Raw genomic sequence first — 25,059 nt, forward strand, 5'->3', positions numbered from 1 at the left:
CTATCGCTCGTTCGGAATGTCGATGGCCAGCAGCTCCACCTGCAGCTCGCCCCGGGGCGTCGAGTAGGTGACGGTCTCACCCGCCCGGCGCCCGAACAACGCTAGACCGAGCGGGCTGTCGGAGGTCAGCGTGGTGTCCTCTTCGCCGGCCGGCGTCTCCTCGAGGAAGTGGATGATCCGCATGCGCACCGGCGCGTCATCACCCGGGAAGCGCACGGTCACCTCCGTGCCGTTGGGCAGTTGCCCTGGGGCGTCGGCATTTCCCCCGGCGAGCAGCCAGGTCAACCGGTTGATCTGTTCGTCGATGCCGGCCAGATCCTCCGACCGTTGCAGCGCGTCGGCGGCATCGCCGCGGTCTCCGACCGTGTCGGCGTCGCCCTGCAGTTCAGCACGCATCTGATCTCGGCGGCTACGCAACTCGGCGAGCTCCTCTTCGATCCGGTCGCGTTCCTGCGCGGCAAAATTCGGCGTTCCCTCATCCTGAGCCATGCCCGACAACGTACCTGTGTGCCTGCCCCGAAGATGCTGTCTTCGGGGACTTTCCGTTTGGGCGGCACGACGGCGGGTACCGGCACTCACGTGCACCCGAATTTGGCCAATGCCGCGCTGTTCCGCGGCGCCGACCCACGCGACGTCGCTGAACTGTGCGACAGCCTGGTCAGCCAGCGGTTCGACTCCGGCGAGGTGATATTCGAGCAGGGCGAGCACGGGGAATTCCTCTACATCATCGTCAACGGCAAGGTGAAGATCGGCAGCTCCGCCGACGACGGTCGGGAGAACCTCTTCCACATCCTCGGTCCGTCGGACATGTTCGGCGAGTTGGCGATATTGGATTCCGGCCCGCGGATCTCCAGTGCCAGGGCTCTGACCGACGTTGAGGCCGTGGCGATGGACCGGGAGGTGCTGCGCGCATGGATGGCCCCGCGGCCGGAAGTCGCCGAACAACTCATGCGCGTGCTGGCCCGCCAACTGCGCCGGATGACGTCAAGCCGTACGGATCTGGTGTTCAATGACGCGCCCGGCAGAGTGGCGAAGCTGCTGTTGCGGCTGGCCCAGCGGTTCGGCGTGCAACGCGACGGCTCGGTGCTGGTCGACCATGATCTGACCCAGGATGAGATCGCACAGCTGGTGGGCTCGTCGCGCGAGACCGTCAACAAGGTACTCAACGATTTCACCCACCGTGGTTGGATTGAGCTGCGCTCCAAGGGATTACTGATCTCCGACACCGAGCGCCTGGCGCGGCGGGCCCAGGTCTAGGCAGCCGCCGGAATCACCAGCACCTCCGATTGCTCGACGCGCACGGCGACCCGATCGCCCGAGCCAAGCGCCGCGGCATGAGCGCTCGAGCTCTGGGCGACCAGTCGGGTGCCGTCGTCAAATGTGCAGTGGATCAACGAGATCGGGCCCAGGAACGAGACCGAGGCGACGACGGCCGAACCGTCGGGGTCGGCGTCGATCCGCACCGACTCCGGCCGCACCAGCGCGACGCCGGCGCCCGTCGCCACCGAGCCGGCGGCGGCAGGCAGTGTGGCCCCCATCAGTCGGACCCGCCCGTCGACGACCTGGACGTCGACCTTGTTGTTCAAGCCCACGAACTCGGCGACGAACGGGGTGGCCGGATGGGCGTAGACGTCGGCGGGCGCGGCGATCTGTTCCAGCCGGCCCTGGTTCATCACGCCGACCCGGTCGGCGACGGCCAGTGCTTCCTCCTGGTCGTGGGTGACGAACAGCGTCGTCGTCCCGACTTCGAGTTGGACCCGCCGGATCTCGTCGCGCAACTGCGCGCGCACCTTCGCGTCGAGGGCCGACAACGGCTCGTCCAGCAGTAGCACCCGCGGCGCGATGGCAAGGGCACGCGCCAGCGCCACCCGCTGCTGCTGGCCGCCGGACAGCTGGCTGGCGTACTTCTGCTTGTGTTCGGACAACCCCACCAGATCGAGCATGTCGGCGGCTTTGGCGGTGCGGTCGGCTTTGCTCTTGCCGCGCAGCTTGAGCCCGAACGCGACGTTGTCGAGAACGGTCAGATGCGGGAACAGGCTATAAGCCTGGAACACCATGCCCATGTCCCGCTTGTTGGGCGGCACACCGGTGATGTCGGCGCCGCCGACAGCGACCCGGCCCGCGGTCGGCTCGTCGAGCCCGGCCAGGATCCGCAGCGCGGTGGTCTTGCCGCATCCCGACGGACCGAGCAGTGCGACCATCTCGCCGGGCTCCAGGTGCAGTGTCAGCCCGTCGAGAGCGTGAACAGTCCCGGTACCGTCTCTTCCGCCGGCTCCGCCGTAGATCCTTGTCACATCGGTGAAATCGACGGCCACACCGTTTCCGGTCATCGGCTTCCTTTCCCGTTGGCGACGCCTGCGTGCCGGTGACGGCGGGTCACCAGCGAGAGGATCAGCAGCAGGACGAAACCGAACAGCAGTGTCGCCAGCGACGCCGCCACCGAGGTCGGCCCGTCACTCTTGCCGATGGCGACGATCACCACCTGCAGGTTCTGGTATCCGCTCAACGACGCGATGGTGTACTCGCCCAGCACCACAGCGATCGAGATGAACGCGGCCGAGAGAATGCCCGACCAGATGTTGGGCACCACCACCCGCAGGATCGTGGTAGTCCAACCTGCGCCGAGTGAACGTGCCGCTTCGGCAAGGGTTTTCAGGTCGATCGACGACAAGGCACCATCGAGGGACCGGTACGCGAACGGCAGCACAAGGACCACGTAGACGAACGTCAGCGTCAACGCCGACTCCCCGAGGAAGTAGACCACCCACAGGTAGACGTTGCGCAGCCCCACCACGATCACCAGCGCGGGGATGGTCAAGGGCAGCAGGCAGAGGAATTCGATCAGCCGTTTGCCCCACGGTGCGCGCAGCCGCACCCAGATCATCGTCGGGACCAGAATCACCAGCATCAGCGCGACGGTGAACACCGCAAGCAACAACGAGACGATGATCGCCTGGTACAGCATCTCGTTCTGTATCAGGTTCTTCCACGCCTGCAGCGTGCGTCCGCCGTGAATGAGGTTGCGGGTACTGAAGTCCGCCATTGCATACAGCGGGAACAGGAAGAACACCCCGAACAGCGTCAGCAGCACGGCCCTCCCGACCCGATTCACTGCAGCCACCTCGACGTCCGTCGCACCAGCACGTTGTAGGCGACCATCACCACCGCGACCACGACCACCATCTCCAGTGCCAGCGCGTAGGCGAACCCGGACTGCCCGAGCACCACCTCCGACGTCAGCGCCGAGCGGATGAGCAACGGCAGGATCGGGCTACCCTGGCTGACCAACGCCGCGGCGGTCGCGTAGGCGGCAAAGGCGTTGGCGAACAGCAACAATGCCGAGCCGAGGAACGCCGGCGTCAACAGTGGGAAACCCACCTCACGCCAGTACGCCCACCGGGAGGCGCCCAAACTGACCGCGGCCTCACGCCACTCCGCTCGCAACCCTTCCAGTGCCGGGGTGAACACGATCACCATCAACGGGATCTGGAAGTAGGTGTAGACCAGGATCAGGCCGCGCAACGAATACAGCCAACCGTCACCGGCCAGGTTGAACCCGAACCGGTCGAACACCCAGACCGTCAGCACACCGTTGAGGCCGATCGTCGCCAGGAACGCGAATGCCAATGCCACGCCGCCGAATTGGGCGAGCACGCTGCACAACGACAGCACCACCCGGCGCATCGGTGACGTCGGTGAACTGGTCACCACCAGCCACGCCAGCACCGCACCCAGCACAGCTCCGATCGCGGCGGTGACCGTCGAGAGCAGCACACTCTTGCCCAGCGCGGCCAGCGCGGTACCGGAGAACAGCAATCCGATTCGTTGTAGCGAGAACACCCCGTCCAAGTAGAACGCGGACACGATCACCGTCACCGTCGGGATGATCAAGAAGACCGTGACGAACACTCCGAACGGCGCCAACGGCAGTGCTTGCCGGAGAAGCTGGGCCGGCGACTGATGGCGGAGCACGCGCGGCGTCAGCCCATCGCTTTGGCCCAGTTGTCGGCCAGGTATCGGGTCGCGGCGTCGGTCTGGGCTTGGGTCATGATGACCGGTTTGCCACTGATCGGTGGCAGCTTCTCGTAGGCGGCGGTGTCGATGGTCCCGGCCTTGACCATCGCGTCGGCACGCACCGGCCGCGCGCCGCCGGCGAGGTAGAGGTTCTGGCCCTCGTCGCTGAAGAGGAACTCCTGCCACAACCGGGCGGCCGCCGGATGCGGCGCGTCTTTGTTGATCGCCTGGAAGTAATAACCGCCCAGCACCGCGTCCTGCGGCACGAACACCTTCCAGCTGGGCAGCTTCTTGGTCTCGGCGGCGTTCAGGTAGTCCCAGTCGATGACGATCGGCGTCTGACCGGACTCGATGGTCGCCGGCGTCGGGTCGACCGGCAGGAAGTTGCCCGCCTGCTTCAGTTTGGCGAAGAAGTCGACGCCGGGCGCGACATTATCGGCCGAACCACCCTGGGACAGCGCCACCATGGCCACACCGGAGAAGGCGGCGCCCGCCTGGGTCGGGTCACCGTTGAGGGCGACCTTGCCCTTGTAGTCCGGCTTCAACAGATCGTTGACGGTGCTGAGGTCGGGAACCTTCGCGGAGTCGTAGCCGATCGACATGTATCCGCCGTAGTCGTTGACCAGCGATCCGTCCGCCGCCTTCAGGTCGGCGGGGATGCTGTCGAAGGTCGCGACCTTGTACGGCGCGAACATCGCCTTGTTGGCCAGCGCCACCGACTGACCGAGGTCGAAGACGTCGGGGGCGGTGCTGCGGCCCTTCTGCTGATTGGCGGCGTTGATCTCGTCCTGGCTCGCAGCGTCGGGCTGAGCGGAGTTCACCTTGATGCCGTACTTGTCGCCGAACGCCTTGATGATGGCGCCGTAGTTGGCCCAGTCCGGCGGCAGGGCGATCACATTGAGCTCGCCCTCTTTCTTCGCCGCCGCGATCAGCCCATCCATGCCGCCGAAGTCGGCCAGCGACGTCGCTTGGCCTGCCGCGGCGCCGTTGCCGCCTCGGTCGGATTTCTTCTCCGGTGGCGCGCAGGCGACACCGGCGACCACGACAGCGGCCGCGACAACAGCGATCAGACGTACGTTCCTCATGACCGAACCTTCTTATGACTTCGAAGCGAACCGGTGGCGCCGCGGGGTACGCGGTGTTTCGCGACGGTGAACGGGATCGTCACGACGGCTGTGACATTACCTGCGCGGTATCGTGCCGACGTGGCATCACGCGATCATGGCGACCCCGGCGACGCACCCTCGGTTCCGCCGCCGCTGACCGCCGTGGTCGACGCGACCCGGCCTTCGGCGGCCGAGGAGGCTCGCAGTATCGCGGCGTCGACCAACACCGCAACGCTGGCTTCCCTGACCGCCGCCGGTGATCCGTGGGCGTCGTTCGTCACCTACGGGCTCCTCCACGGTCAGCCGGTGCTGTGCGTGTCGAACATGGCCGAGCACGGTCGTAACCTCGCCGGCGATCCCCGGGCCAGCCTTGCCATCGTCGCGCCGACCACGGAGACCGACCCGCTGGCCAGCGGGCGGATCACGCTCGCCGGCGTCGCGGAACGTCCGACCGGGGACGAAGCCCGCGCTGCGCGCGACGCGCATCTGGCCGCCGTTGCGGCGGCGAAGTACTACGTCGACTACTCCGACTTCACCCTGTGGGTGCTGCGCGTGCACCGGGTGCGCTGGGTGGGCGGCTACGGCCGGATGGATTCGGCGACGGCCGAGGACTACGCGGCGGCGACCGCCGACCCGGTTCGCCCGCAGTCCGCCGGTGCCATCGCCCACCTCAACGCCGATCACGCCGAATCTCTGGTGGAGATGGCACGGGCACTCGGCGGCTACCCGGACACCACTGCCGCGGTGTGCACCGGCGTCGACCGCTACGGGCTCGATCTTCGGGTCGACACTCCGCGTGGTGCCGGGTACACCCGGGTCGGATTCGGTGGACCATTGTCCTCGGCCGACGAATTACGCTCGGCCTCAGTCGAATTGGTCAAACGCGCCCGCGGCGCGCAAACCTAACCGCCCAGTTCGGAGATCGCGGTGTCCAGAGCCGCGGCCTGCTCGGACAGTTCCCGATCCGAGAGTTGTTCGCCGCCGGCCTGCTCGACCAGTTCCGCGCGGGTTATCACCTGTAGTGCCCCGCGGTAGTCATCGGAATCCACCGCAGCGGGGCCGACCACCTCGGTGCGGCCCTCGATGAGGATCAGCACGGCGTCGGCGTCAGCATCGAGAAGCAGGCGAACATCGTCGGGAGTGATCATCAGGCACCTCGTCCGGTCTTCTTCTGCAACTCGTCGATCATCTCCGATGCCTGTGCCTTGGTCAGCTGTTCGGGCACTTCGACGCCGGCCTCCTGGGCCAGGGTGCCGAGATAGCTGCGCTGCGGACCGGTCATCGGTTCGTCGCCGGTCACCCACTCCGACTGGTCCTTGGTGGGGTTCTCCCGGGGCGCGGTGTCGTCACTCATTGGCTGGATCTCCTCTGCTGTCGCCCTAGCTATGCCCCGCCGAGCCGACATCTACGCGGGCAGATTCCGGTTGACCGCCAGCGCGAGGAACGCCGCGACGGTCAGCAGAACGACGGCGAGCCGCAGCCAGCCGGTGGTCGCGGGCGCGCTGATCGTCTGGTAGCCGACCTGCTGCAGGACCGCCCCGTAGCTCTTGTTCAGTTCGTCGATGTTGGTGGCGGTGTAGTTCTGTCCGCCGGACAGTTCGGCGATCCGCTTCATCTGCGTGCCGTCCGACGGCACCGGGATGGTGTCGTCCTTGAGCGTCACCACCCCGTTCTGGGTACCGAACGTGATCGTCGAGACCGGCACCCCCTGGTCCTTGGCGGATCGCGCGGCGGTGTAGTCCCCGCGCGGATTGTCCGGGTTCGCGGGTTTGTTCTCGCCACCGTCGGACAGCAGCACGATGCGCGCCGGTGGTGGCGTCGCATCGCCGGCGCTGAGCACGGTGCTCACGGTTTGAATCGCCTCCAGCGAGGTGAACAGCGCCTCACCGGTCGCGGTGGAGTTGTCCGGCTGCAACTTGTCCAATGCGGTCACGGTGGCCGTGTGATCAGGGGTCGGCGACACCAGCAGATTCACATTGCCGCTGAACGACACCAAGCCCAGGTTCACCCCGGGGGTCAGTTGCTGGGCGAAGGTCTTGGCCGCATCTTGCGCGGCCCGCAGGCGGGTCGGGGCGACATCTTTGGCTGTCATCGACTGTGAGACATCGATGACCAGCATCACGACCGCCCGGTTGCGTGGGATGCGGGCCTCATGGGTGGGGCCGGCCAGCGCGACGATGAGCAGCAGCAGTGCACAGATCGACAGAGCAATAGGCAAGTGCCGCAAGCGATGCGGCCGCTTCGGCGTCAGCCGCTGCAGAGCCGCCGTCTCGCCGAACTGCTGCAGGCGCCGCCGTCGCTGGAGTTGCCCGAGGACGTATAGGCCCAGCAGCAGTGCAGGTATCACGGCCAGCACCAGCAGGCCGGGATGCGCCAGCCCGCCCAGGGTCAACGAACCGATACCGGGCAACAACCCACTCCTGTCATCACTGTCGGCCAGCCCCAAGAAACTGTGGCTAACGTGTCCTTTGTACCGGGGTTAGTTGAGAGGTGGTCCCGCCGGCGTGGATGCTGTGAAATCGCTGTCACTTTCGGGCTTCACAACCCCGTGGTTGTTCTGCTACCTCGTTGTCGTCGGCGCCGCGGTGGCCGCCTACCTGCTGGTTCAGCGGAGCCGGCGCCGACGCGTGTTGCGCTTCGCGAACCTGGCGCTGCTGGAGCAGGTCGCCGCAGGCCAGAAGCCCCGCAGATGGCGGCATCTGCCCGCGGCCCTGCTGGTGGCCGCCCTTGCCTTGCTCACCACCGCGATGGCCGGGCCCACCCACGACGTGCGGATCCCCCGCAACCGGGCCGTCGTCATGCTCGTCATCGACGTCTCCGAATCGATGTCGGCCACCGACGTTGCGCCCAGCCGCATCGAGGCGGCCCGCGAGGCGGGCAAGCATTTCGCCGACATGCTCACCCCGGGCATCAATCTCGGGCTGGTGAAGTTCTCGTCGGGGGCCACGCTGCTGGTCGCGCCGACGATCGATCGGGAGCAGGTCAAGGGCGCGATCGACAAGTTGGTTCCCGAGCCGCGCACCGCGACGGGCGAGGGCATCTTCACTGCGCTGCAAGCGATTGCGACCACCGGAGCCGTGATGGGCGGTGGTGACGGGCCACCGCCGGCCCGCATCGTGCTGGAGTCCGACGGCAAGGAGACGGTGCCACCGAACCTGGATGCTCCGCGTGGGGCGTTCACCGCCGCGCAGGCCGCCAAAGAGCAGGGGGTGCCGATCTCGACGATCTCGTTCGGCACACCGGACGGCGTGGTACAGGTCGACGGCCAACCGATTCCGGTTCCGACCGATGACGCCTCACTGGCGAGGATTGCCGATCTCAGTGGCGGCCAAGCCTTCCGCGCCGCCAGCCTCGGCGAGCTGAACCGGGTCTACTCGACTCTCGACGAGCAGATCGGATACCAGGTGGTGCGCGGCGACGCCAGTGCGGGCTGGGTGGCACTCGGTGCCCTGGCACTGGCGTTGTCAATCGGTGCGGGAGTTCTGCTGAACCGCCGGCTCCCCGCCTGACGCGATTCCCAGCAGACTCCCAGCAGCCGCCCAGCCGGTCGGCGTCCCGACGTCGGACCGCCGGTAGACGACCGCCCGTCCACCGTCAGCCGGGGCGTTGGCGATCCCACGCGAGTGGTACGCCTCTCCCGGCGCATCGGTGGGCGCGAAAGTGAACTCGCGCAACATGGTTCGAAGGGTGACGTTCATCTCCATGTTGGCGAACGCAGCGCCGATGCAGCGGCGGATCCCGCCGCCGAACGGGATCCAGGCGTAGTTGTCCGGCGGGCTCCCGACGAACCGGTCCGGGTCGAACACCGACGGGCCGAGGAACCGTTCCGGGTTGGCGTGCGCCATCGGGATGCTGACGATGACCACATGCCCTTCGGGAATCACCCACTCGCCGAGGCGGATTCGCCGCAACGCCCGTCGCGATGTGCCGTCGATGACGGGCCGTAGCCGCTGCACCTCCCAGATCGTCGCCTGCTGAAGTTCCGAGCCACCGGCGTCGGCTTCCGCGGTCAGACGCTCGAGCAGCTGCGGGTGCCGACGCACCCGTTCGACCAGCCAGGCCAGGGTGGTCGCGGTGGTCTCGTGTCCCGCTGTCAGCAGGGTCAACAACTCGTCGGCGATATGCCGGTCCGGGATCGCCGAGCCGTCCTCATAGCTCGCCCGCAGCATCAGCGACAAGACGTCCGAGCGCTCGTCGAAGGCCGGGTCGCGACGGGCGTCGGCGATCAGCGAGTCAACGATCTCGTCGTAGCGCCGGCGGTGTCGCAGCAGGGCGCCGCCGGGGCTGCGGGGGCCGAAGTCACGCCGAAAGATCCTGGGCAGCAAGGCAAGTCGCGATCCGACGGCCACCAGGCGGGGCAGCTGCTCGCGCAGCTCATCGAAGGCGGCACCCTCGGCCCCGAACACCGCACGCAGGATCGCGTTGAGCGTGATCCTCATCATCGACGGGAGCGTGTCGAATTCGATGCCTTCGGGCCAAGTCGCGACCTCGCGCAGCACTTCTTCTTCGATGATGGCCTCGTAGCTGTGCATGCGCTTGCCGTGGAACGGCGGTACCAGCAGTTTGCGGCGCTCGCGGTGTTCCTCGCCGTCGAGGCTGAACGTCGAGCCCGGGCCCAATACCTCGCCGAGATTGGTGGCCCGCCCCACCAGGTCGCTGCCGGTGGTGAACAGATCTTTGATCAGGGCGGGGTCGCTGATCAACACGGTTCTGCCGAAGATCGGCAGATTCAGGGTGACCGCCGAGCCGTATCGACGGCCGAGGTCGCCCACCACCGCGCGTCGTGCGGTGAGAAAGCGGACACCCTGCAGCAGACGTGGGGCTTTGGGGCCGGGTGGGAGTCGAACCGGATCGGTCGTCGCGTGCGCCATGGGTCCCATCCTCCGCCGTCGGTACGTCACTGTACCGGCCACGGTACGCCGCTGTACCGGGCGGCACAACGGCGGCGGCCCGTGGCCGTCCCAGTACTGTTGACCCCCGGGCGCCTGTACCACCGCCCAAGAGGAGAAGTCACTGATGTCTGGCACCGACGAGCGGCTGGCCCTGTCCGAGGCCGGCGAAGACAAGGGCTGGCAGCGCCGCGAAAGCGGTCGCGTCGACATCTACCTGCGGGACAGGTACCGGATCCGAGTGATCTGGCAGGGCAACGAAGTCATCAGCGGCGCGTCGTTCTTCGACAACGAGATGTACGAGACCTACACCCGCGACCTGGCCAAAGTTCGCGCCTGGCTCAAGAAGTAGCCTCGCCCGCGCCGCCGCGATGAGGGCCCAGTAGGGCGATCGCGGCGGCGACCGCCTCGTCGGTGACGTCCTTCATCCGGCCACCGCTCTCGACCGTCACGGCCGTCAGCTCCCGCAATCCTCCGATCAGCATGATCGCCCGCTGACGGGACACCATCGGAATGCCGGCGGCCCGCAGTTCCTCGGTGTCGGACAGCGTCCGGACCATCACGATGAACGACTCGGTGACCTCCCGCTGCAGCGTCCTGGCCGCCATCCCGAGGGCCGGGACGTCGCGAATCCAACTCAACATCACCGCCGGTTCCGATTCGGCATTGGCGACCCAGGCTTCGACGGCCTGCCTGATCTGCGTTTCCCAGGGCGCGGCCGGGTCGACGGCGGCCGAGATCGTCTCCACAGCCCGGCGGTTCGTATCGGCAAGCAACGCGACCAAGCACGCTTCCCGGTCGGTGAAGTACTCGTAGAAGGTCCGTCGTGAGGTCCGCGCGCGGCGCACGATGTCGGCGACGGTGGTCGCCGAGTATCCGACGTCGGTGATCGAGGCGGCCAGCGCATCGATCAATCGCTGGCGAGGTGTCGACGGAGCGGGATGTGACTGCGGTGCCGTGGATTCGACCGACGCCGACGACTTCACCTTTTGTACACCCCAGCTTCCATTCGCCTGCCGATCGTACTGCGGTGTACGGCGCTAAAGTCGAGGTTCATGTCCGACATCGGCTTCTCTCGCTATGTCGCGATCGGCGACAGTCAGACCGAAGGTCTGTGGGACGGCGACGACACACGGGGTCTGATCGGCTTCGCCGACCGGCTCGCCGCCACCCTCGACAACCGCCACCCCGGATTGCTGTATGCCAATCTCGCGATCCGGGGCAAACGGGTGATCGACGTCCTGGAAGATCAGCTGCCCAGAGCACTGTCGATGGACCCCGATCTGGTCACCGTCTGCATTGGGATGAACGACGTCACGCGGCCCGGCCGCACGTTCGCAAAAGCGATGGACGATCTCGACAACGTCTACCGCCAGCTGGCGGAATCCGGGGCGACCGTGGTGACGACGACATTTCCCGACGTCGCGAAGATGCTGCCGGTGGGCCGGCTGATCGGGGCGCGCATCCGGGAGGTGAATGCCGTCATCCGCCAGGCCGCCGACCGGCACGGGTTCGGTCTGGTCGATCTCTACGACGCCGAGTCGATGAACGAGACGTCGAACTGGAGTCACGACCGTATGCACGCCTCGACCCGAGGTCACATCCTGTTTGCCGAGGCCGCCGCCGAAGCGCTGGAACTGCCCGGCAGCAACCATGATTGGGCGCAGCCCAGCGGCGAGGAGATCCAGGACGGCTTCTGGCAGCGGATGTACGCGCAAGGGCAATGGACACGGGGTCTGCTGATCCCATGGCTGTGGCGGCACGCGCGCGGCCGGTCCTCAGGTGACGGCAGGGACCCGAAATACGGTGTCTTGCAGCCTGTTTCCCAGCTCGTGCGGGAGACCCACCTGACCGCCTGACTCCGCTGTGTGAGCCACGTCACGCAGCGCCCCGCACCCGGAGTTCATCACTGGTATCGATTGGTCTGAAAACCCCGACGTCAGCGGCCTGCGTGGGATAGTGGCAGGGCAATGAATGGCGATCTGCGGGTGAACCGCAGTCGGTGGAGGGGACCCGAGATGGGTAGGCGCGGACATGGCTGACCGCGACGGCGCTGCGCCGGGGTGGCTCGAGTCGCGCGCCCGGCACTGGCAGTTCTCACCTCCGCTGAAGACCGCATTCGCGGTGACCGCCATCCTGCTCACGATCATCGTCGTGGTCGTCTACATGCAGTTCCGGGGCGACTTCACACCGAAGACCGAGCTGACCCTCATTTCGCAGCGGGCCGGCCTGGTGATGGACCCGGGGTCGAAAGTGACCTACAACGGCGTCGAGATCGGTCGCGTCACCGGCGTCGACGCCGTCGAACGGGACGGGACCACGAAGGCCAAGCTGTCGCTGAACGTCAACCCGAAGTACGTCGCGCTGATCCCGGCCAACGCCATTGCAGAGGTCAAGGCCAGCACCGTCTTCGGCAACAAGTACGTGTCGTTCCGTAGCCCGCCCGATCCGTCGAAGCAGCGGATCTCCAGCGGCGACGTGATCGACGTGTCCCACGTGACAACGGAGTTCAACACGTTGTTCGAGACGCTGATCTCGATCTCGGAGAAGGTCGATCCGGTCAAGCTGAACATGACGCTGAGCGCGGCCGCCGAGGCGCTCAATGGCCTGGGCACCAAGTTCGGCCAGTCGCTCGTCAACGGCAACGCGGTGCTCGACGACGTCAACCCGCAGATGCCGCAGATCCGCAGCAACATCCGGCAGTTGTCGAACCTGGCCGACGTCTACATCAAGGCCAGTCCGGAGTTCTGGGACTCCCTCGACCATGCGGTCACCACCGCCAGCACCCTCAACGCCCAGCAGAAGGACCTCGACGCCGCCCTGTTGGCTTCCACCGGATTCGGCAACACCGGCGCCGACATCTTCGAGCGCGGCGGCCCGTACTTCGTGCGCGGCCAAGCCGACCTGATCCCGACCGCCCAGCTGTTCGACACCTACAGCCCCGAAATTCTCTGCACCGTGCGCAACTACGCGACGTCCAACGCCAAGGACAGCGCCGGCGGCAACGGCTACTCCATCGACTTTCACATCGGCCTGACCGGCGCACCCAACCCGTACGTGTACCCCGACAACCTGCCCCGGGTGAACGCCCAGGGCGGTCCCGGCGGAGCGCCCGGCTGTTGGCAGCCCATCACTCACGACTTCTGGCCGGCGCCGTTCCTGGTCGCCGACTACGGCGCCTCGCTTGCGCCCTACAACCACTTCGAACTCGGCCAGCCGATCCTCACCGAGTATGTGTGGGGACGTCAGGTCGGCGAGAACACGATCAACCCCTGAGAGTCGATCAGCCCTTCAGGTCGAGTGCCGACGCCAGTTCGCGCAGTGCCGGCCGCGGATCCCAGCTCGGGTCGCCATCGCCGAGTACCTGCACCACCACGTGGTCGGCGCCGGCGTCGAGGTGCGCTGTCACCGATGCGGCGGCCTGTTCGACAGACCCCTGCCCCACGATGCGTTCGGCCAGCCGGTCCGAACCGCCGCGCACCAGATCGGACTCGTCGAAGCCCTGCCGCAGCCACGAGTTGCGATAGTTCGGCAGGCCCGAATAGACCTCGAGATGCAGGTGGGCCCGACGCATCTGCTCCTCGGCACTCTCCCCGACGACGACGGCCTGCTCGGACACCACCCACTTGTCCGGCCCGAGGATCTCGCGGGTGGTCGCGGTCTGCTCCGGCAGCACCAGGTAGGGATGCGCGCCGTCGGCGTGCGTGCCGGACAGCTCGATCATCTTCGGGCCCAGAGCCGCGAGCAGACGGGTCGGACGCCCGGAGCCCGGTTCCACGAAGTCCGGCAGACCGGCCATCCGGTCCAGATAGCCGCGCATGGTGGCCAGCGGCTTGTCGTAGGTTCCGCCGAGCATGTTCTCGACCAGCGGTCCGTGGCTGACGCCCAGGCCGAGGACGAAACGGCCCGGGTAGGTGGCGGTCAGGCTGCGGCCGCCACCCTCGGCGATCGTCGCCAGCCGGGCGTGGATATTGGCGATCCCGGTGCCCAGCACCAGGCGTTGCGTTCCGGCCAGGAACACCGCGGACTGCACCATGCAGTCCTTCAGACCGACCTCCGGGATGAACAGCGATCCGAAGCCGAGCGCCTCGATCTCCTGCGCCACTTCGACGGCTGCGGGCATCGACCAACTCTCGCTCGCCCACCACACACCGATTCGGGCCGGAAAGTCGATGGTCGGGCGGTCAGTCAAGGTCGCTCCTCAGGGGTTCGGTCGGGGGAAGGGATTCGATACGCAAGGTGTCGCCTGTCAGCATGGCGATCGAACTGCGGAGCTCTTCAGCCGGGGTCGGCGGCGGCAGCGCGTGCTGCGGCCCGACCCGGAACGAGTCGACCATCAGCGCGGCGAATCGGCGCCATGCGTCCGGTGCGTGTTCGCGGGTCGCTTCCAGGACACCGGTGTTGGCCAGCAGCATCACCACGATGTCGCCAACGCCGATATCCGGACGCAATGTCCCGTCCTGTTGCGCCCGAGCGATGACCTGCCCGAGTTTCTCGACGGCTCCGGCGGCACGCTGTTCGATGACCGAGCTCGCCGGGAACGCCGTGGTGAGCAGGGCCCGCAGTCCCGGGTCGGAGGCCTGCAGCGCACACACGTCGTACACGAGGTCGCGGAAGCCGTCCCAGGCGCACGGGTTGGTCAGAGCCTTGTCGACCGCGTCCTCGTAGGAGGTCATGTTCCGCTCGAACGCCGCGATCGCCAGGTCGGTCCGGGTCGGGAAGCGCCGATAGAGCGTCGCCACCCCCACCTCAGCGGCGCGGGCCACGTCCTCCAGGGGAACCGACAGACCCTGCTCAGCGAAAAGCCGGGCGGCAGCGGAGACGATCCGCTCCCGGTTGCGTTCGGCGTCGGCCCGAAGTGGCTTGGACCGCTCGACACCCCGTTGTGCGCCCGGAATCACCAGGCCAGACTACTCGCCGAAGTGGAGGCGCACCACCATTTATGGCTGTGGGTCGGGCCGCGACGCACCGGGGCACTGTCGACGTGTGCCGGTCCCGCTAGGTGATGTTCCGCCCCGAGAGAGCGCCTGCACCCGTGGCAGACTAGAACGCGTTCTAGTCTCGGCCACCCCGGAGGACCGCCCATGAGCAGCGCCGCCAGCTTCGACCTCTCGTCGGTCTTTCACACCGTCGCCACGACGCTGCCGGATCACGAGGCGCTCATCTGGCGCGGTCAACGCCTGACCTACGCGCAGCTCGACTCCCGCATCGACGGCGTCGCGCACTACCTGGTCGCCCAGGGGCTGGGGTGTCACACCGAGCGCGATCAGCTGGCGCCGCACGAATCCGGTCAGGACCACATCGGGCTGTACCTGCGCAACGGCAACCAATACCTGGAGGCCATGGTGGCCGGCTACCGGGCCCGGGTCGCGCCGTTCAACGTCAACTACCGCTACGTGGAGGAAGAGCTCCTCTACCTGCTGACCGATTCGGGCGCCAAGGCCTTGGTCTACGGCGCCGAGTTCGCGCCGTGCGTGGCCGCCATCCGCGACCGGCTTCCGGAGCTGCGGGTGCTGATCCAGGTCGCCGATTCTTCCGGCAACGAATTGCTGCCCGGCGCAGTCGATTACGAGTCCATCGTCAGCACTCCCGCTCCGGCGGGTGGCATGCCCACCCCCAGCGGGGACGACCTCTACATCCTCTACACCGGCGGGACCACCGGGATGCCCAAGGGTGTGCTGTGGCGCCAGCACGACATCTTCATGTCGGCGATGGGGGGCCGGCCGTTCGGATCCGACACGTCGCTGTCGACCTATGACGACCTGGCCGAGCAGGTCCGTACCAACGCCGGCTTCCGCTCCGTGCTGATGATCCCGCCGCTGATGCACGGCGCTGCGCAGTGGGCGGCGTTCAACATGTTCAGCACCGGCGGCTGGATGGTGCTGCCCGACGACGTCGACCGGCTCAACGCCCCCGCCGTGATGCGGCTGGCCGAACGTGAACGCGTGCTGAGCATTCCGGTCGTCGGCGACGCGATCGCCCGGCCGCTGCTCGACGAGATCGAGACCGGCAACTACGACCTGTCCGGCTTGGTGACCATCACCAACGGCGGTGCGCCGCTGTCGCCGACGGTTCGCGAACGACTTCTGGCCGCGCTGCCCAACCTGATGGTGCTCGACGCCGTCGGAGCGTCGGAGACCGGCATGCAGATGACGACGATGGCCGCCAAGGGCGTCGAGCAGAAGGCCGCCACCTTCACCCCACAGCACGACACCGCCATCATCTCAACGGATTTCAGCCGGGTACTGGCGCCCGGCGAAGGTGAGGGCTGGCTGGCGCGACGGGCCTATGTCCCGCTGGGCTACCTCGGCGACGCGGAGAAGTCGGCGCGCACCTTCCCCACCATCGACGGCGTGCGCTGGTCGGTGCCGGGTGACCGCGCCCGGTTCCTGGACGACGGCCAGATCGAACTGCTCGGCCGTGACTCGGTCACGATCAACTCCGGCGGCGAGAAGATCTTCGCCGAGGAGGTCGAGCGCGCGGTCGCCAGCCATCCCGCGGTGTACGACGTGGTGGTAGCCGGGCGCCCGTCGGAGCGGTGGGGCAGCGAGGTGGTGGCCATCGTGCAGTTCGCCGAGGGGCGCAGCGCCACCGATGCCGAGCTCGCCGAGGCCTGCCGCGAGCACATCGCGCACTACAAGCTGCCGAAGGCGTTCATCCGCACCGAGAAGGTGCTGCGCTCCCCCGCCGGCAAGGCCGACTACCGCTGGGCCAAGGAGCTCGCCGTGGAAAGCCTTGGCGCCCAAGCCTAGATCGCCTCTCGCCGGCGCGACAGTAACGCGAGGGCGGAAAATCCGGCCGACTGCCGCCCTGGCGTTACTCTCGGCGCGGATCACACCTTCATGTAGCCCTTGTCGGCCGGAATCTGGGCGGCCGTCAACAATGCCGACGCGTCGCTCGCGAGAAACAGCACGACTTCGCTGACCTGGTTCGGCGCGATCAGCGACTCGGTGGGCAGCGCGCCCGGCGAGAAGCTGTAGACGTAGTGCGGGTGCTTCTCGAACGTCGAGTACATCGACAGGTCGTTGCCCAGCGCGGTGTCGACGCCGTAGGTGTGCACCGAGTTCACCCGGATCCCGTACTCGCCCACCTCGAGCGCCAGCGAATTCGCCAGTCCCACAACGCCGAACTTGCTGGCACAGTAATGCCCGGCGCCCGGCACGGCCTTGATACCCGCTGACGAGCTGATCGCGATGATCGAACCGCCGTTGCCCGCTTCGATCATCGCCGGCACGCATGCCTGCACGGTGTTGAAGAACCCGGTGAGGTTGACGTCGATGATCTCCTGCCACTGCTCTTGCGGGATCTCCCAGGCCCGACCCCAGCTCATCACTCCCGCGTTGGCGACGACGACGTCGAGGCGACCGAATTGCTCAATGGCAGAGGCTATTACTCGCTTCTGACCGTCGTGGTCACGCACATCGACCCGCTCGGCGCTGATCTTGACGCCTTCGTCCTCCACCAGGCGGACGGTGTCTGCGAGGTCCTCCGGTGTCGACGGCTGGTACCCGATGTGCTTGCCGACCGGCCCGCAGGCGTCGATGGTGACGATGTCGGCCCCGGCCTGGGCCAGCCGCACGCAGTGCGCGCGACCCTGTCCCCTGGCCCCGCCGGTCACGTACGCAACTTTGCCCTCGAGCGGGCGATCACTTGTCACGGCCTCACCATACGGTTGCATGGTTGATGGATGGTCGGGAATTCGGGAACCGTTGCGAGCGCTTGTGCACGCTATGCACATCAACCTCAGCGGCAAGACCGCACTGGTGACCGGTTCGACCCAAGGCATCGGCCTGGCCATCGCCACGGGCTTGGCCGGCGCCGGTGCCCGGGTCGCGATCAACGGACGGTCGCAGGCATCGGTCCAGCGGGCCATCGAGAAGATAGCCGACACTGTCGAGGGTGCCGACCTCGTCGCGGTGCCCGCCGATGTCACCACCGACGACGGTACGGCCGCCCTCCGCGCCGCGCTTCCGGAGCTCGACATCCTGGTGAACAACCTCGGCATCTTCGAGGCGGTGCCCGCGCTCGAGATCGACGACGAACAATGGCGCAGGTTCTTCGAGGTCAATGTGCTGTCCGCGGCACGCCTCACACGGACCTATCTGCCCGGGATGACCGAGCGGTCCTGGGGCCGAATCCTCAACATCGCCAGCGACTCTGCGGTCGTGACACCGGTCGAGATGATCCACTACGGCATGTCCAAGACGGCGCTGCTGGCGGTGACGCGCGGATTCGCCAAGGCCGCGGCCGGTTCCGGAGTGACTGTCAACTCGGTGATCGCCGGACCGACGCACACCGAAGGTGTCGAGGATTTCGTCTACCAGCTCGTCGACAAGAGCGTGCCGTGGGATCAGGCGCAGCGGCAGTTCATGGTCGAGCACCGGCCGCAGTCGTTGTTGCAACGGCTGATCGAGCCAGAAGAGATCGCGAACATGGTGGTGTATCTCAGCTCACCGATGGCCTCGGCCACTACCGGCGGCGCGCTGCGCGTCGACGGCGGTTACGTCGACGCCATCCTGCCGTGACCGGCGCTGCACCCACCACGTCGCGGCGCACCATCGCGGCGTTGTTGAGTCTCACCGCTGGCACGGGCGTGATCGACGCCGTGTCCTACCTCGGCCTCGGCCACGTCTTCGTCGCCAATATGACCGGCAATATCGTCTTTCTCGGCTTTGCGGCAAACCCCAGTTCCGGGCTGTCGGCGTGGATGGCGCTGATCGCGTTGGGCGCGTTCATGTTCGGCGCGCTGGTGGGTGGCGCGGTCGGTCACCGGATGGCGGCGTCGCCGACGTGGCCGATGTCGGTGCTGCTGGCGCAAGGGGCGCTTCTCGGCGTCGTCGCAGCGGCGGCCGCCGCCTTCGGCGTCTCCACGCTGGGCCGCCCGGTCGTCGTGGCGACGCTGGCGTTCGCCTTCGGCCTGCAGAACAGCACGGCAAGGCGGATGGCGGTCGCCGACCTGACCACCACGGTGCTCACCTTGACGGTGACGGGGCTGGCCGCCGACAGTCGCGTTGCCGGCGGGCCCGGCGCCAAACCCGTCCGCCGGTTCGCTTCGATCACCACGATGCTGGCCGGTGCGGTCGCGGGGGCGCTGCTGGTGCAGGTGTCGGTGCCGTTGACCATCGCGGTCGCCGCCGTGTGTGTGCTGACGGCCGCGGCCCTGCTCGGCCTGGACCGCCGGGTCAGCTGATCAGGTCGGGCCGAACCGCGCGCCGCCGTCGGCGTGGTACCACCCACCCGCAGCCTGAGTCCCGCCGTCGACGTGCAGTGTCTGGCCGGTGATATAGCGCGACATGTCGGAGGCGAGAAAGACTGCAGCCGAAGCGATCTCGTCGACATGGCCAAGGCGGCCCAGTGGGACGGCCTGGCCGAGCTCGGGGCGGATCCCGTCCGGCGACAGCGCCAGCAGGCCCTCGGTGACGGTGATGTCGGGTGCGATGGCGTTGACGCGGATATTGTGCGGCGCCAGTTCGAAGGCCGCGGTCCTGGTGTAGTTGATGACCCCGGCCTTCGCCGCGGAGTAGGCCGCGTAGCCGGGTGCCGCACGGACTCCCTCGATCGAGGTCACGGAGATGACGCTGCCGCCGCAGCGCTCGTCGACCAGCTGCCTGGCCACGCGCTGAGTGCACAGCAGGACGTGTCGAAGATTCGCCCGGTACAAGGCGTCCCAGCCGTTTTCGGTGGTGTCGAGTAGCGGCGAGGTGAATACCCCGCCGGCGTTGTTGACCAGGATGCTGACCGGCCCGAGCTCGTCGCGGGTGCGCGCCAGTGCGGCATCGACCTGTCCGCTGTCACGGACATCGGCCACGACGCCGAGCACCCCCAGCTCGTCCGCGGTCGCTGCACAGCTCTGCGCGTCGCGTTCCCAGATTGCTACGGTCGCCCCGAATTGCACCAACCCGTCGGCGATCCCGCGGCCGATGCCCGCCCCGCCGCCGGTCACCACCGCCACCCGGCCGGTCAGCAGGACGTCCGACGGCGTGATCGTCACGACCTCAACTCCGCGACGGATTCAGCACATCATCGGCGAAGCGGGCGATACCGTCGAGCGCCTCCCGGGTGCGCCGCCATGGCATGACGATCATCCGGTCGATCCCCGCATCGGCCGCCCGGTGCACGTCTCCGGGTGAATCGGCGGGCGCGGACGTGGTCACCTCCGGTTTGCCGTCGCGGCCGTGCTCCGCCCACAGCGCCGAGAGCTTCCGCACCGATCCGGGGATCTGGTCGAGGTTGTGATTCATCGGAATCCAGCCCGACCCGAACCGCGCAACTCGGCGCAGAGCGGGCATTCCGTCACCGCCGACGTGGACCGGCGGGCCGCCCGGCTGGACGGGCTTGGGCTCGAACGCGACGGCGTCGAAATCGAAGAAGCGCCCGTGATGGGAGATGGTCGGCTCGATCCACAGCGCCCGGCACACTTCCAGTGCCTCGTCGACGCGGGCACCGCGGGTGCTGAAGTCCAGCCCGGCGGCGTCCCACTCCTCGCGCAGCCAACTGGCGCCGATACCGAAGTCGAACCGGCCGTCCGAAATGACGTCCAGCGTGGTGGCAGCGCGGGCGCTGACGAACGGGTGGCGCAGCCCGATGTTGTAGACGTAGGTGCCCAGGCGGATCGTGCTGGTCTGGCCCGCCAGATACGACAGGTAGGCGATTGCGTCGAACATCGGCGTATGCGGCGGAATCGGCGGATGAGTGTCGCCGTGGTGCGGGCTGCCGGACATGTCGGCGGGCAGCACGAGGTGCTCGGGCAGCCACACCGACTCGTAGCCCAGTTCTTCGGCCCGCACCGTCAGGTCCCGCCACAGGCCGGGGTGAACGCCACCGAGTGGGATCCCGAACTTCACAGCGCGGATGTTACGCAGCGGACAGCGTCCTCGGAAGTATTACTCTCAGTTTCGGAGAGCGTGATTCTGCGAAGTCGTCCCAGTACCGTTTGGGCCTATGACGACGGCGAGCAGGTGGAAGGTCCGCTACGCCTCCGCGCTCGTCCTGGCCCAGATGCTGGCGGCCGTCGAACTGACCGCGCTGGTGTTGCCGCTGCGCCACGATCTGGTCGACGCCGCCGAGACGGTGTTCGGGACCGATACCTTGATCGCCTCCCTCATCTTGTCGGTTCTCGGTTTCGCCAGCACCATCGCCTACGCCGCCCTGGTCGTAGACCGCAAGCTGCGCTGGTTCACTGCCGGCGAGCAGCCCGACGCCGTCGACCTCCTGTTCGTCCGCCGGTTTCTGCGCAACCAGTCCGCGTTTCTGGCGGCGATCTGGATGGTCAGTGGCACGGCACTGTTCGTCGTCAACCGCGACGGCGGCGCGGTGGCCGGCTGGCTGATCGGGATGTCGGTGCTGTTGGGTGCCACCACCTCAACCGGTGCGGCGCTGCTGTTCATCCAGCGCCCCATGCGCCCGATCACCGCCGCCGCAACCGTCAACCTCACCGGCCGGGACACCGCACCAGGGGTGCTGTCGCGGTTGCTGCTGATGTGGTTGATGAGCAGCGCGCTGCCGACGATCGGCATCGCCGTCGTGGTCATCATGCGATCCAACGGCTGGATCATCCAGAAGTCCGCGTCGCTGGAGATCCCGGTGATCGTGCTCGCGGTGATCTCGATTTTCGTCGGGCTGCGCGGGATGGCCATCGTCGCGGTGTCCATCTCCGATCCGGTGCATGATCTCGTCGCCGCCATGGCCGAGGTCGAACGCGGCAACATGACGACGGCGGTCGACGTGTACGAGCGCTCTGAAATCGGCCGGCTGCAAAGCGGTTTCAACCGCATGGTGGCCGGACTCGCAGAACGTGATCGGCTGCGCGATCTCTTCGGGCGCCACGTCGGGACCGATGTGGCCATCCGCGCGGTCAGCGACGCCGACACACTCACGGGTGAAGTTCGGGAGGCCGCGGTGCTGTTCGTCGACCTGGTCGGCTCGACGCAGTTGGCGCAAAGCAGTTCGCCGGCCGAGGTCGCCGGGGTGCTCAACGACTTCTTCCAGATCGTCGTCGATTCCGTCGACGAACGGCACGGGCTGATCAACAAGTTCCAGGGCGACGCGGTGCTGGCGGTCTTCGGTGCGCCCCTGCCGAGTGCCCGCGCGGCGTCCGATGCACTGGCGACCGCCCGCGCGCTGACGGTCGCGCTGCGCCGGCTTCCCGTCGTGGACTTCGGAATCGGGGTGTCGGCCGGGCGGGTGTTCGCCGGGAACATCGGCGCCGAACACCGCTACGAGTACACGGTGATCGGCGATCCGGTCAACGAGGCTGCACGCCTTGCCGATCGGGCCAAGACCACCGGCGAACGCGCGTTGTGCTCGGATGTCGCACTGGCCGAGGCCGACCAGGCCGAGCGCGCGCACTGGGTCGAATACGCCTCGGAGGTGCTGCGCGGCCGCTTCGAGCCGACCCGAATGTCGGCGCCCGCAGCCTGAATTCCGCCGATCCCTTGTGCCGACCGCGGCATCGGGTGAATGGTGGGGCTGTAGTCCGATTTGCGCGCCTACGCGCGCGGGGGAAGGTTTGTCATGGCAGACAAGACGAACACTTCGCAGGCCGCTCGACCGGCTCCCGCCGCGGACAGTCCGGCCGCCATACGCAACGTCGTGCTCGTCGGCCCGTCCGGCGCAGGCAAGACCACCCTCGTCGAAAGCCTCCTGGTCGCCTCCGGCGTGCTGCCGCGGGCGGGGTCGGTGGTCGACGGCACCACGGTGTGCGACTTCGACGACGCGGCCATCCGCCAACAACGCTCGGTTGTGCTTGCACTGGCACCCATCCCGCACGACGGCATCAAGGTCAACCTGATCGACACCCCGGGCTACGCCGACTTCGTCGGTGAACTGCGGGCCGGCCTGCGCGCCGCCGAGTGCGCATTGTTCGTGATCGCCGCGAACGACGGCGTCGACGAGGCCACCAAGCGGCTGTGGCATGAATGTGACGACGTCGGAATGCCACGCGCGGTGGCGATCACCAAACTGGATCACGCCCGCGCGAACTACGACACCGCGCTGCGTGCCGCTCAGGATGCCTTCGGCGACAAGGTTCTACCGCTGTACCTGCCCACCGAGACAGGTCTGGTCGGGTTGCTGTCGGGCAGCCAGTACGACTACCGCGACGGCACGCGTACCGTCCACCCCCCAGACGACGGCTACTCCAACCGGATCGAGGAGCATCGCGGCACCCTGATCGAAGGCATCATCGAGGAGTCCGAGGACGAATCGCTGATGGAGCGTTATCTCGGTGGTGAGGTGATCGACGAGGCCGTGCTGATCTCCGACTTGGAGAAGGCCGTCGCGCGTGGGTCGTTCTTCCCCGTCATCCCCGTGTGCAGCGGCACCGGGGTCGGGACCGTCGAGCTGCTGGAAGTCGCGACCCGCGGGTTCCCGTCGCCACCCGAGCATGTTCTGCCCGAGGTTTACACCACCCACGGTGCGGCCCGCAATGGACTGTCCTGCGATCCGGACGGACCGCTGCTGGCCGAGGTGGTCAAAACGACGTCGGACCCCTATGTCGGCAGGGTCAGCCTGGTTCGGGTGTTCTCCGGCACCATCAGGCCCGACACGACAGTGCATGTGTCGGGCCATTTTTCGGCCTTCTTCGAGGCGAACACCCACGCCGACCACGACGAAGACGAACGCATCGGCACACTGTCGTTCCCGCTGGGCAAGCAGCAGCGCCCAGCCGCGCAGGTCGTGGCGGGTGACATCTGCGCAATCGGGCGGCTCACCCGTGCCGAGACCGGAGACACGTTGTCGGATAAGGCCGATCCGCTGCTGCTCAAGCCGTGGACGATGCCGGAGCCGCTGCTGCCGGTGGCGATCGCCGCGCGCGCCAAGACCGACGAGGACAAGCTCTCCGTCGGCTTGCAGCGGCTCGCCGCCGAGGACCCGACGCTGCGCATCGAGCAGAACCCGGAAACCCACCAGATCGTGTTGTGGTGCATGGGCGAAGCACACTCCAGCGTGGTGCTCGACGCGCTGGCGAACCGTTACGGCGTCAACGTCGACACCGTCGAGGTTCGCATCCCGTTGCGCGAAACGTTCTCCGGCCCGGCCAAGGGCCACGGCCGCCACGTCAAACAGTCCGGCGGACACGGCCAGTTCGCGGTGTGCGACATCGAAGTGGAACCGCTGCCGCAGGGCGGTGGCTTCGAGTTCGTCGACAAGGTCGTCGGCGGCGCGGTTCCCCGACAGTTCATCCCGAGCGTGGAGAAGGGTGTGCGCGCACAGATGGAGCGCGGCGTGCACGGCGGCTACCCGGTCGTCGACATCCGGGTGACGCTGGTCGACGGCAAGGCGCACAGCGTCGACTCCTCCGACATGGCGTTCCAGATGGCCGGCGGGCTGGCGCTGCGGGAGGCAGCCGCGGCGACCCGCATCGATCTGCTCGAACCGGTCGACGAGGTCACCATCGACGTGCCCGACGATCTCGTCGGTGCGGTCATGGGCGATCTGTCCGCCCGGCGGGGCCGGGTGCTGGGCACCGAGCAGGCCCGGGAGAACCACACTCTGATCCGGGCGGAGGTGCCACAGGCGGAGCTGACCAGATACGCGATCGACATGCGCAGCCTCAGCCACGGCGCCGCATCGTTCACCCGGTCGTTCGCCCGCTACGAGCCGATGCCGGAAACCGCTGCGGCGAAGGTCCAGGTCTAGCCTCGCGCGCGGTAACGTCGTTCTCCATGACCGCACCGCGTTCGCTTCGGGAGTTGTTCGACCAGCTCGGGCTGCGGGTCGTCGAAGCCACGGACGACACCGTCGTGCTGGAGATGCCGGTGGACGAGCGCACGACAAACACCGCGGGTGGGTTGCAGGGCGGTCTCATCGCCACGATGGCTGATGTGGCCGCGGGGCAGTTGGCATCGCGCGCGACCCCGTTCGGGTTCGGCATCGCGACCACCGACTTGTTCGTCCGCTATCTGCGGCCGATCAAGGTCGGCCCGGCCCGCGCGGTCGCAAAGATCCTGCGCACCGGCAAGCGTTCGGTGGTGGTGCAGGTGGACATCCATCGCGGCGAGGACAACGAACTGGCCGCCACCAGCACGATCAACTTCGCCGCGGTCTGA

General features: G+C 67.4%; 27 protein-coding genes. 12 read left to right on the forward strand and 15 right to left on the reverse strand.

What is annotated here, in order from left to right; translation table 11 throughout:
* The gene (locus tag BST42_RS05860) at positions 1–489 is read right to left on the reverse strand and encodes a GreA/GreB family elongation factor (RefSeq protein WP_083117625.1); all 489 of its coding nucleotides are present in this window, start codon (positions 487–489) and stop codon (positions 1–3) included.
* A 90-nt stretch (positions 490–579) separates the two neighbouring features.
* Here BST42_RS05860 and BST42_RS05865 point away from each other — a divergent pair, with 90 nt between their 5' ends.
* Positions 580–1,257, forward strand: a complete 678-nt coding sequence (locus BST42_RS05865; RefSeq protein ID WP_110918484.1) for a Crp/Fnr family transcriptional regulator — start codon at positions 580–582, stop codon at positions 1,255–1,257.
* Here BST42_RS05865 and BST42_RS05870 read toward each other — a convergent pair.
* The 4 genes from BST42_RS05870 to BST42_RS05885 all read right to left on the reverse strand — a co-directional run bounded on the left by BST42_RS05870 (position 1,254) and on the right by BST42_RS05885 (position 5,099).
* Positions 1,254–2,330, reverse strand: a complete 1,077-nt coding sequence (locus tag BST42_RS05870) for an ABC transporter ATP-binding protein (protein ID WP_083117627.1) — start codon at positions 2,328–2,330, stop codon at positions 1,254–1,256. The genes BST42_RS05865 and BST42_RS05870 overlap by 4 nt on opposite strands.
* The gene (locus BST42_RS05875; RefSeq protein WP_276009759.1) at positions 2,327–3,043 is read right to left on the reverse strand and encodes an ABC transporter permease; all 717 of its coding nucleotides are present in this window, start codon (positions 3,041–3,043) and stop codon (positions 2,327–2,329) included. The genes BST42_RS05870 and BST42_RS05875 overlap by 4 nt, the downstream gene beginning before the upstream one ends.
* Positions 3,044–3,108: 65 nt before the next feature.
* Positions 3,109–3,972 carry an ABC transporter permease gene (locus tag BST42_RS05880; protein WP_083117629.1) on the reverse strand — a complete coding sequence of 288 codons (864 nt, stop codon included), beginning with the start codon at positions 3,970–3,972 and terminating at the stop codon, positions 3,109–3,111.
* A gap of 8 nt (positions 3,973–3,980) precedes the next feature.
* Complete coding sequence (locus BST42_RS05885; RefSeq protein ID WP_083117630.1) at positions 3,981–5,099, reverse strand: ABC transporter substrate-binding protein; 1,119 nt, start codon at positions 5,097–5,099, stop codon at positions 3,981–3,983.
* 120 nt (positions 5,100–5,219) lie between these two features.
* On the opposite strand from BST42_RS05885, the gene BST42_RS05890 reads away from it, so the two are divergent.
* Positions 5,220–6,026, forward strand: a complete 807-nt coding sequence (locus BST42_RS05890; RefSeq protein WP_083117891.1) for a HugZ family pyridoxamine 5'-phosphate oxidase — start codon at positions 5,220–5,222, stop codon at positions 6,024–6,026.
* On the opposite strand, the gene BST42_RS05895 is transcribed toward BST42_RS05890, so the two are convergent.
* The 3 genes from BST42_RS05895 to BST42_RS05905 are packed head-to-tail and all read right to left on the reverse strand — an operon-like array spanning position 6,023 to position 7,560.
* The gene (locus BST42_RS05895) at positions 6,023–6,268 is read right to left on the reverse strand and encodes a hypothetical protein (RefSeq protein WP_435406012.1); all 246 of its coding nucleotides are present in this window, start codon (positions 6,266–6,268) and stop codon (positions 6,023–6,025) included. The genes BST42_RS05890 and BST42_RS05895 overlap by 4 nt on opposite strands.
* Positions 6,268–6,474: a DUF3072 domain-containing protein gene (locus tag BST42_RS05900; RefSeq protein WP_083117892.1), complete on the reverse strand. Its 207-nt coding sequence runs from the start codon at positions 6,472–6,474 to the stop codon at positions 6,268–6,270. The genes BST42_RS05895 and BST42_RS05900 overlap by 1 nt, the downstream gene beginning before the upstream one ends.
* A 51-nt stretch (positions 6,475–6,525) precedes the next feature.
* On the reverse strand, positions 6,526–7,560 hold the full coding sequence (locus tag BST42_RS05905; protein WP_237159291.1) for a VWA domain-containing protein: 1,035 nt from the start codon (positions 7,558–7,560) through the stop codon (positions 6,526–6,528).
* 64 nt (positions 7,561–7,624) lie between these two features.
* Between BST42_RS05905 and BST42_RS05910 the strand changes: the two genes are divergently transcribed.
* Entirely contained in the window at positions 7,625–8,629 is a 1,005-nt protein-coding gene (locus BST42_RS05910; protein ID WP_207569446.1) for a VWA domain-containing protein, read from the forward strand.
* On the opposite strand, the gene BST42_RS05915 is transcribed toward BST42_RS05910, so the two are convergent.
* Entirely contained in the window at positions 8,585–9,991 is a 1,407-nt protein-coding gene (locus BST42_RS05915) for a cytochrome P450 (RefSeq protein WP_083117632.1), read from the reverse strand. The two genes, BST42_RS05910 and BST42_RS05915, sit on opposite strands and share 45 nt — an antisense overlap.
* A 145-nt stretch (positions 9,992–10,136) precedes the next feature.
* Between BST42_RS05915 and BST42_RS05920 the strand changes: the two genes are divergently transcribed.
* Entirely contained in the window at positions 10,137–10,361 is a 225-nt protein-coding gene (locus BST42_RS05920) for a hypothetical protein (RefSeq protein WP_083117633.1), read from the forward strand.
* On the opposite strand, the gene BST42_RS05925 is transcribed toward BST42_RS05920, so the two are convergent.
* A complete protein-coding gene (locus tag BST42_RS05925) occupies positions 10,351–10,995 on the reverse strand; it encodes a TetR/AcrR family transcriptional regulator (RefSeq protein ID WP_083117634.1) in 645 nt (214 codons plus the stop codon). The genes BST42_RS05920 and BST42_RS05925 overlap by 11 nt on opposite strands.
* A gap of 69 nt (positions 10,996–11,064) precedes the next feature.
* Between BST42_RS05925 and BST42_RS05930 the strand changes: the two genes are divergently transcribed.
* Both BST42_RS05930 and BST42_RS05935 read left to right on the forward strand, forming a co-directional pair.
* Positions 11,065–11,868, forward strand: coding sequence for an SGNH/GDSL hydrolase family protein (locus BST42_RS05930; protein WP_083117635.1), 804 nt, complete (start codon positions 11,065–11,067; stop codon positions 11,866–11,868).
* A gap of 175 nt (positions 11,869–12,043) precedes the next feature.
* A complete protein-coding gene (locus BST42_RS05935) occupies positions 12,044–13,285 on the forward strand; it encodes an MCE family protein (protein WP_083117636.1) in 1,242 nt (413 codons plus the stop codon).
* A gap of 7 nt (positions 13,286–13,292) precedes the next feature.
* On the opposite strand, the gene BST42_RS05940 is transcribed toward BST42_RS05935, so the two are convergent.
* Together BST42_RS05940 and BST42_RS05945 are read right to left on the reverse strand one after the other, a co-directional pair.
* Positions 13,293–14,201 (reverse strand): LLM class F420-dependent oxidoreductase, encoded by a 909-nt coding sequence (locus BST42_RS05940; protein WP_083117637.1) that lies wholly within the window; start codon positions 14,199–14,201, stop codon positions 13,293–13,295.
* Positions 14,194–14,910, reverse strand: a complete 717-nt coding sequence (locus BST42_RS05945; RefSeq protein ID WP_237159265.1) for a TetR/AcrR family transcriptional regulator — start codon at positions 14,908–14,910, stop codon at positions 14,194–14,196. Before BST42_RS05945 ends, BST42_RS05940 begins: the two co-directional genes overlap by 8 nt.
* Before the next feature lie 183 nt (positions 14,911–15,093).
* Here BST42_RS05945 and BST42_RS05950 point away from each other — a divergent pair, with 183 nt between their 5' ends.
* Complete coding sequence (locus tag BST42_RS05950) at positions 15,094–16,761, forward strand: acyl-CoA synthetase (protein WP_083117638.1); 1,668 nt, start codon at positions 15,094–15,096, stop codon at positions 16,759–16,761.
* A gap of 80 nt (positions 16,762–16,841) precedes the next feature.
* On the opposite strand, the gene BST42_RS05955 is transcribed toward BST42_RS05950, so the two are convergent.
* Positions 16,842–17,666 (reverse strand): mycofactocin-coupled SDR family oxidoreductase, encoded by an 825-nt coding sequence (locus tag BST42_RS05955; RefSeq protein ID WP_237159266.1) that lies wholly within the window; start codon positions 17,664–17,666, stop codon positions 16,842–16,844.
* A gap of 73 nt (positions 17,667–17,739) precedes the next feature.
* Here BST42_RS05955 and BST42_RS05960 point away from each other — a divergent pair, with 73 nt between their 5' ends.
* Together BST42_RS05960 and BST42_RS05965 are read left to right on the forward strand one after the other, a co-directional pair.
* Positions 17,740–18,534, forward strand: a complete 795-nt coding sequence (locus BST42_RS05960) for an SDR family NAD(P)-dependent oxidoreductase (protein WP_083117640.1) — start codon at positions 17,740–17,742, stop codon at positions 18,532–18,534.
* Positions 18,531–19,199, forward strand: a complete 669-nt coding sequence (locus tag BST42_RS05965) for a YoaK family protein (protein WP_083117641.1) — start codon at positions 18,531–18,533, stop codon at positions 19,197–19,199. Before BST42_RS05960 ends, BST42_RS05965 begins: the two co-directional genes overlap by 4 nt.
* On the opposite strand, the gene BST42_RS05970 is transcribed toward BST42_RS05965, so the two are convergent.
* Together BST42_RS05970 and BST42_RS05975 are read right to left on the reverse strand one after the other, a co-directional pair.
* Entirely contained in the window at positions 19,200–20,000 is an 801-nt protein-coding gene (locus BST42_RS05970) for an SDR family NAD(P)-dependent oxidoreductase (RefSeq protein ID WP_083117642.1), read from the reverse strand. It abuts the gene before it with no gap.
* A gap of 4 nt (positions 20,001–20,004) precedes the next feature.
* Positions 20,005–20,853: a TIGR03619 family F420-dependent LLM class oxidoreductase gene (locus tag BST42_RS05975; protein ID WP_083117643.1), complete on the reverse strand. Its 849-nt coding sequence runs from the start codon at positions 20,851–20,853 to the stop codon at positions 20,005–20,007.
* Positions 20,854–20,950: 97 nt separating this feature from the next.
* On the opposite strand from BST42_RS05975, the gene BST42_RS05980 reads away from it, so the two are divergent.
* The 3 genes from BST42_RS05980 (at position 20,951) to BST42_RS05990 (ending at position 25,059) form a co-directional block, all read left to right on the forward strand.
* A complete protein-coding gene (locus BST42_RS05980) occupies positions 20,951–22,429 on the forward strand; it encodes an adenylate/guanylate cyclase domain-containing protein (protein ID WP_083117644.1) in 1,479 nt (492 codons plus the stop codon).
* A gap of 93 nt (positions 22,430–22,522) precedes the next feature.
* Positions 22,523–24,649, forward strand: a complete 2,127-nt coding sequence (locus BST42_RS05985; RefSeq protein ID WP_083117645.1) for an elongation factor G-like protein EF-G2 — start codon at positions 22,523–22,525, stop codon at positions 24,647–24,649.
* Positions 24,650–24,675: 26 nt separating this feature from the next.
* Positions 24,676–25,059 carry a PaaI family thioesterase gene (locus BST42_RS05990; RefSeq protein WP_083117646.1) on the forward strand — a complete coding sequence of 128 codons (384 nt, stop codon included), beginning with the start codon at positions 24,676–24,678 and terminating at the stop codon, positions 25,057–25,059.

Origin of the sequence: Mycolicibacterium rhodesiae, from assembly GCF_002086695.1 — a bacterium.
In the GTDB taxonomy this organism is placed as follows: domain Bacteria; phylum Actinomycetota; class Actinomycetes; order Mycobacteriales; family Mycobacteriaceae; genus Mycobacterium; species Mycobacterium rhodesiae.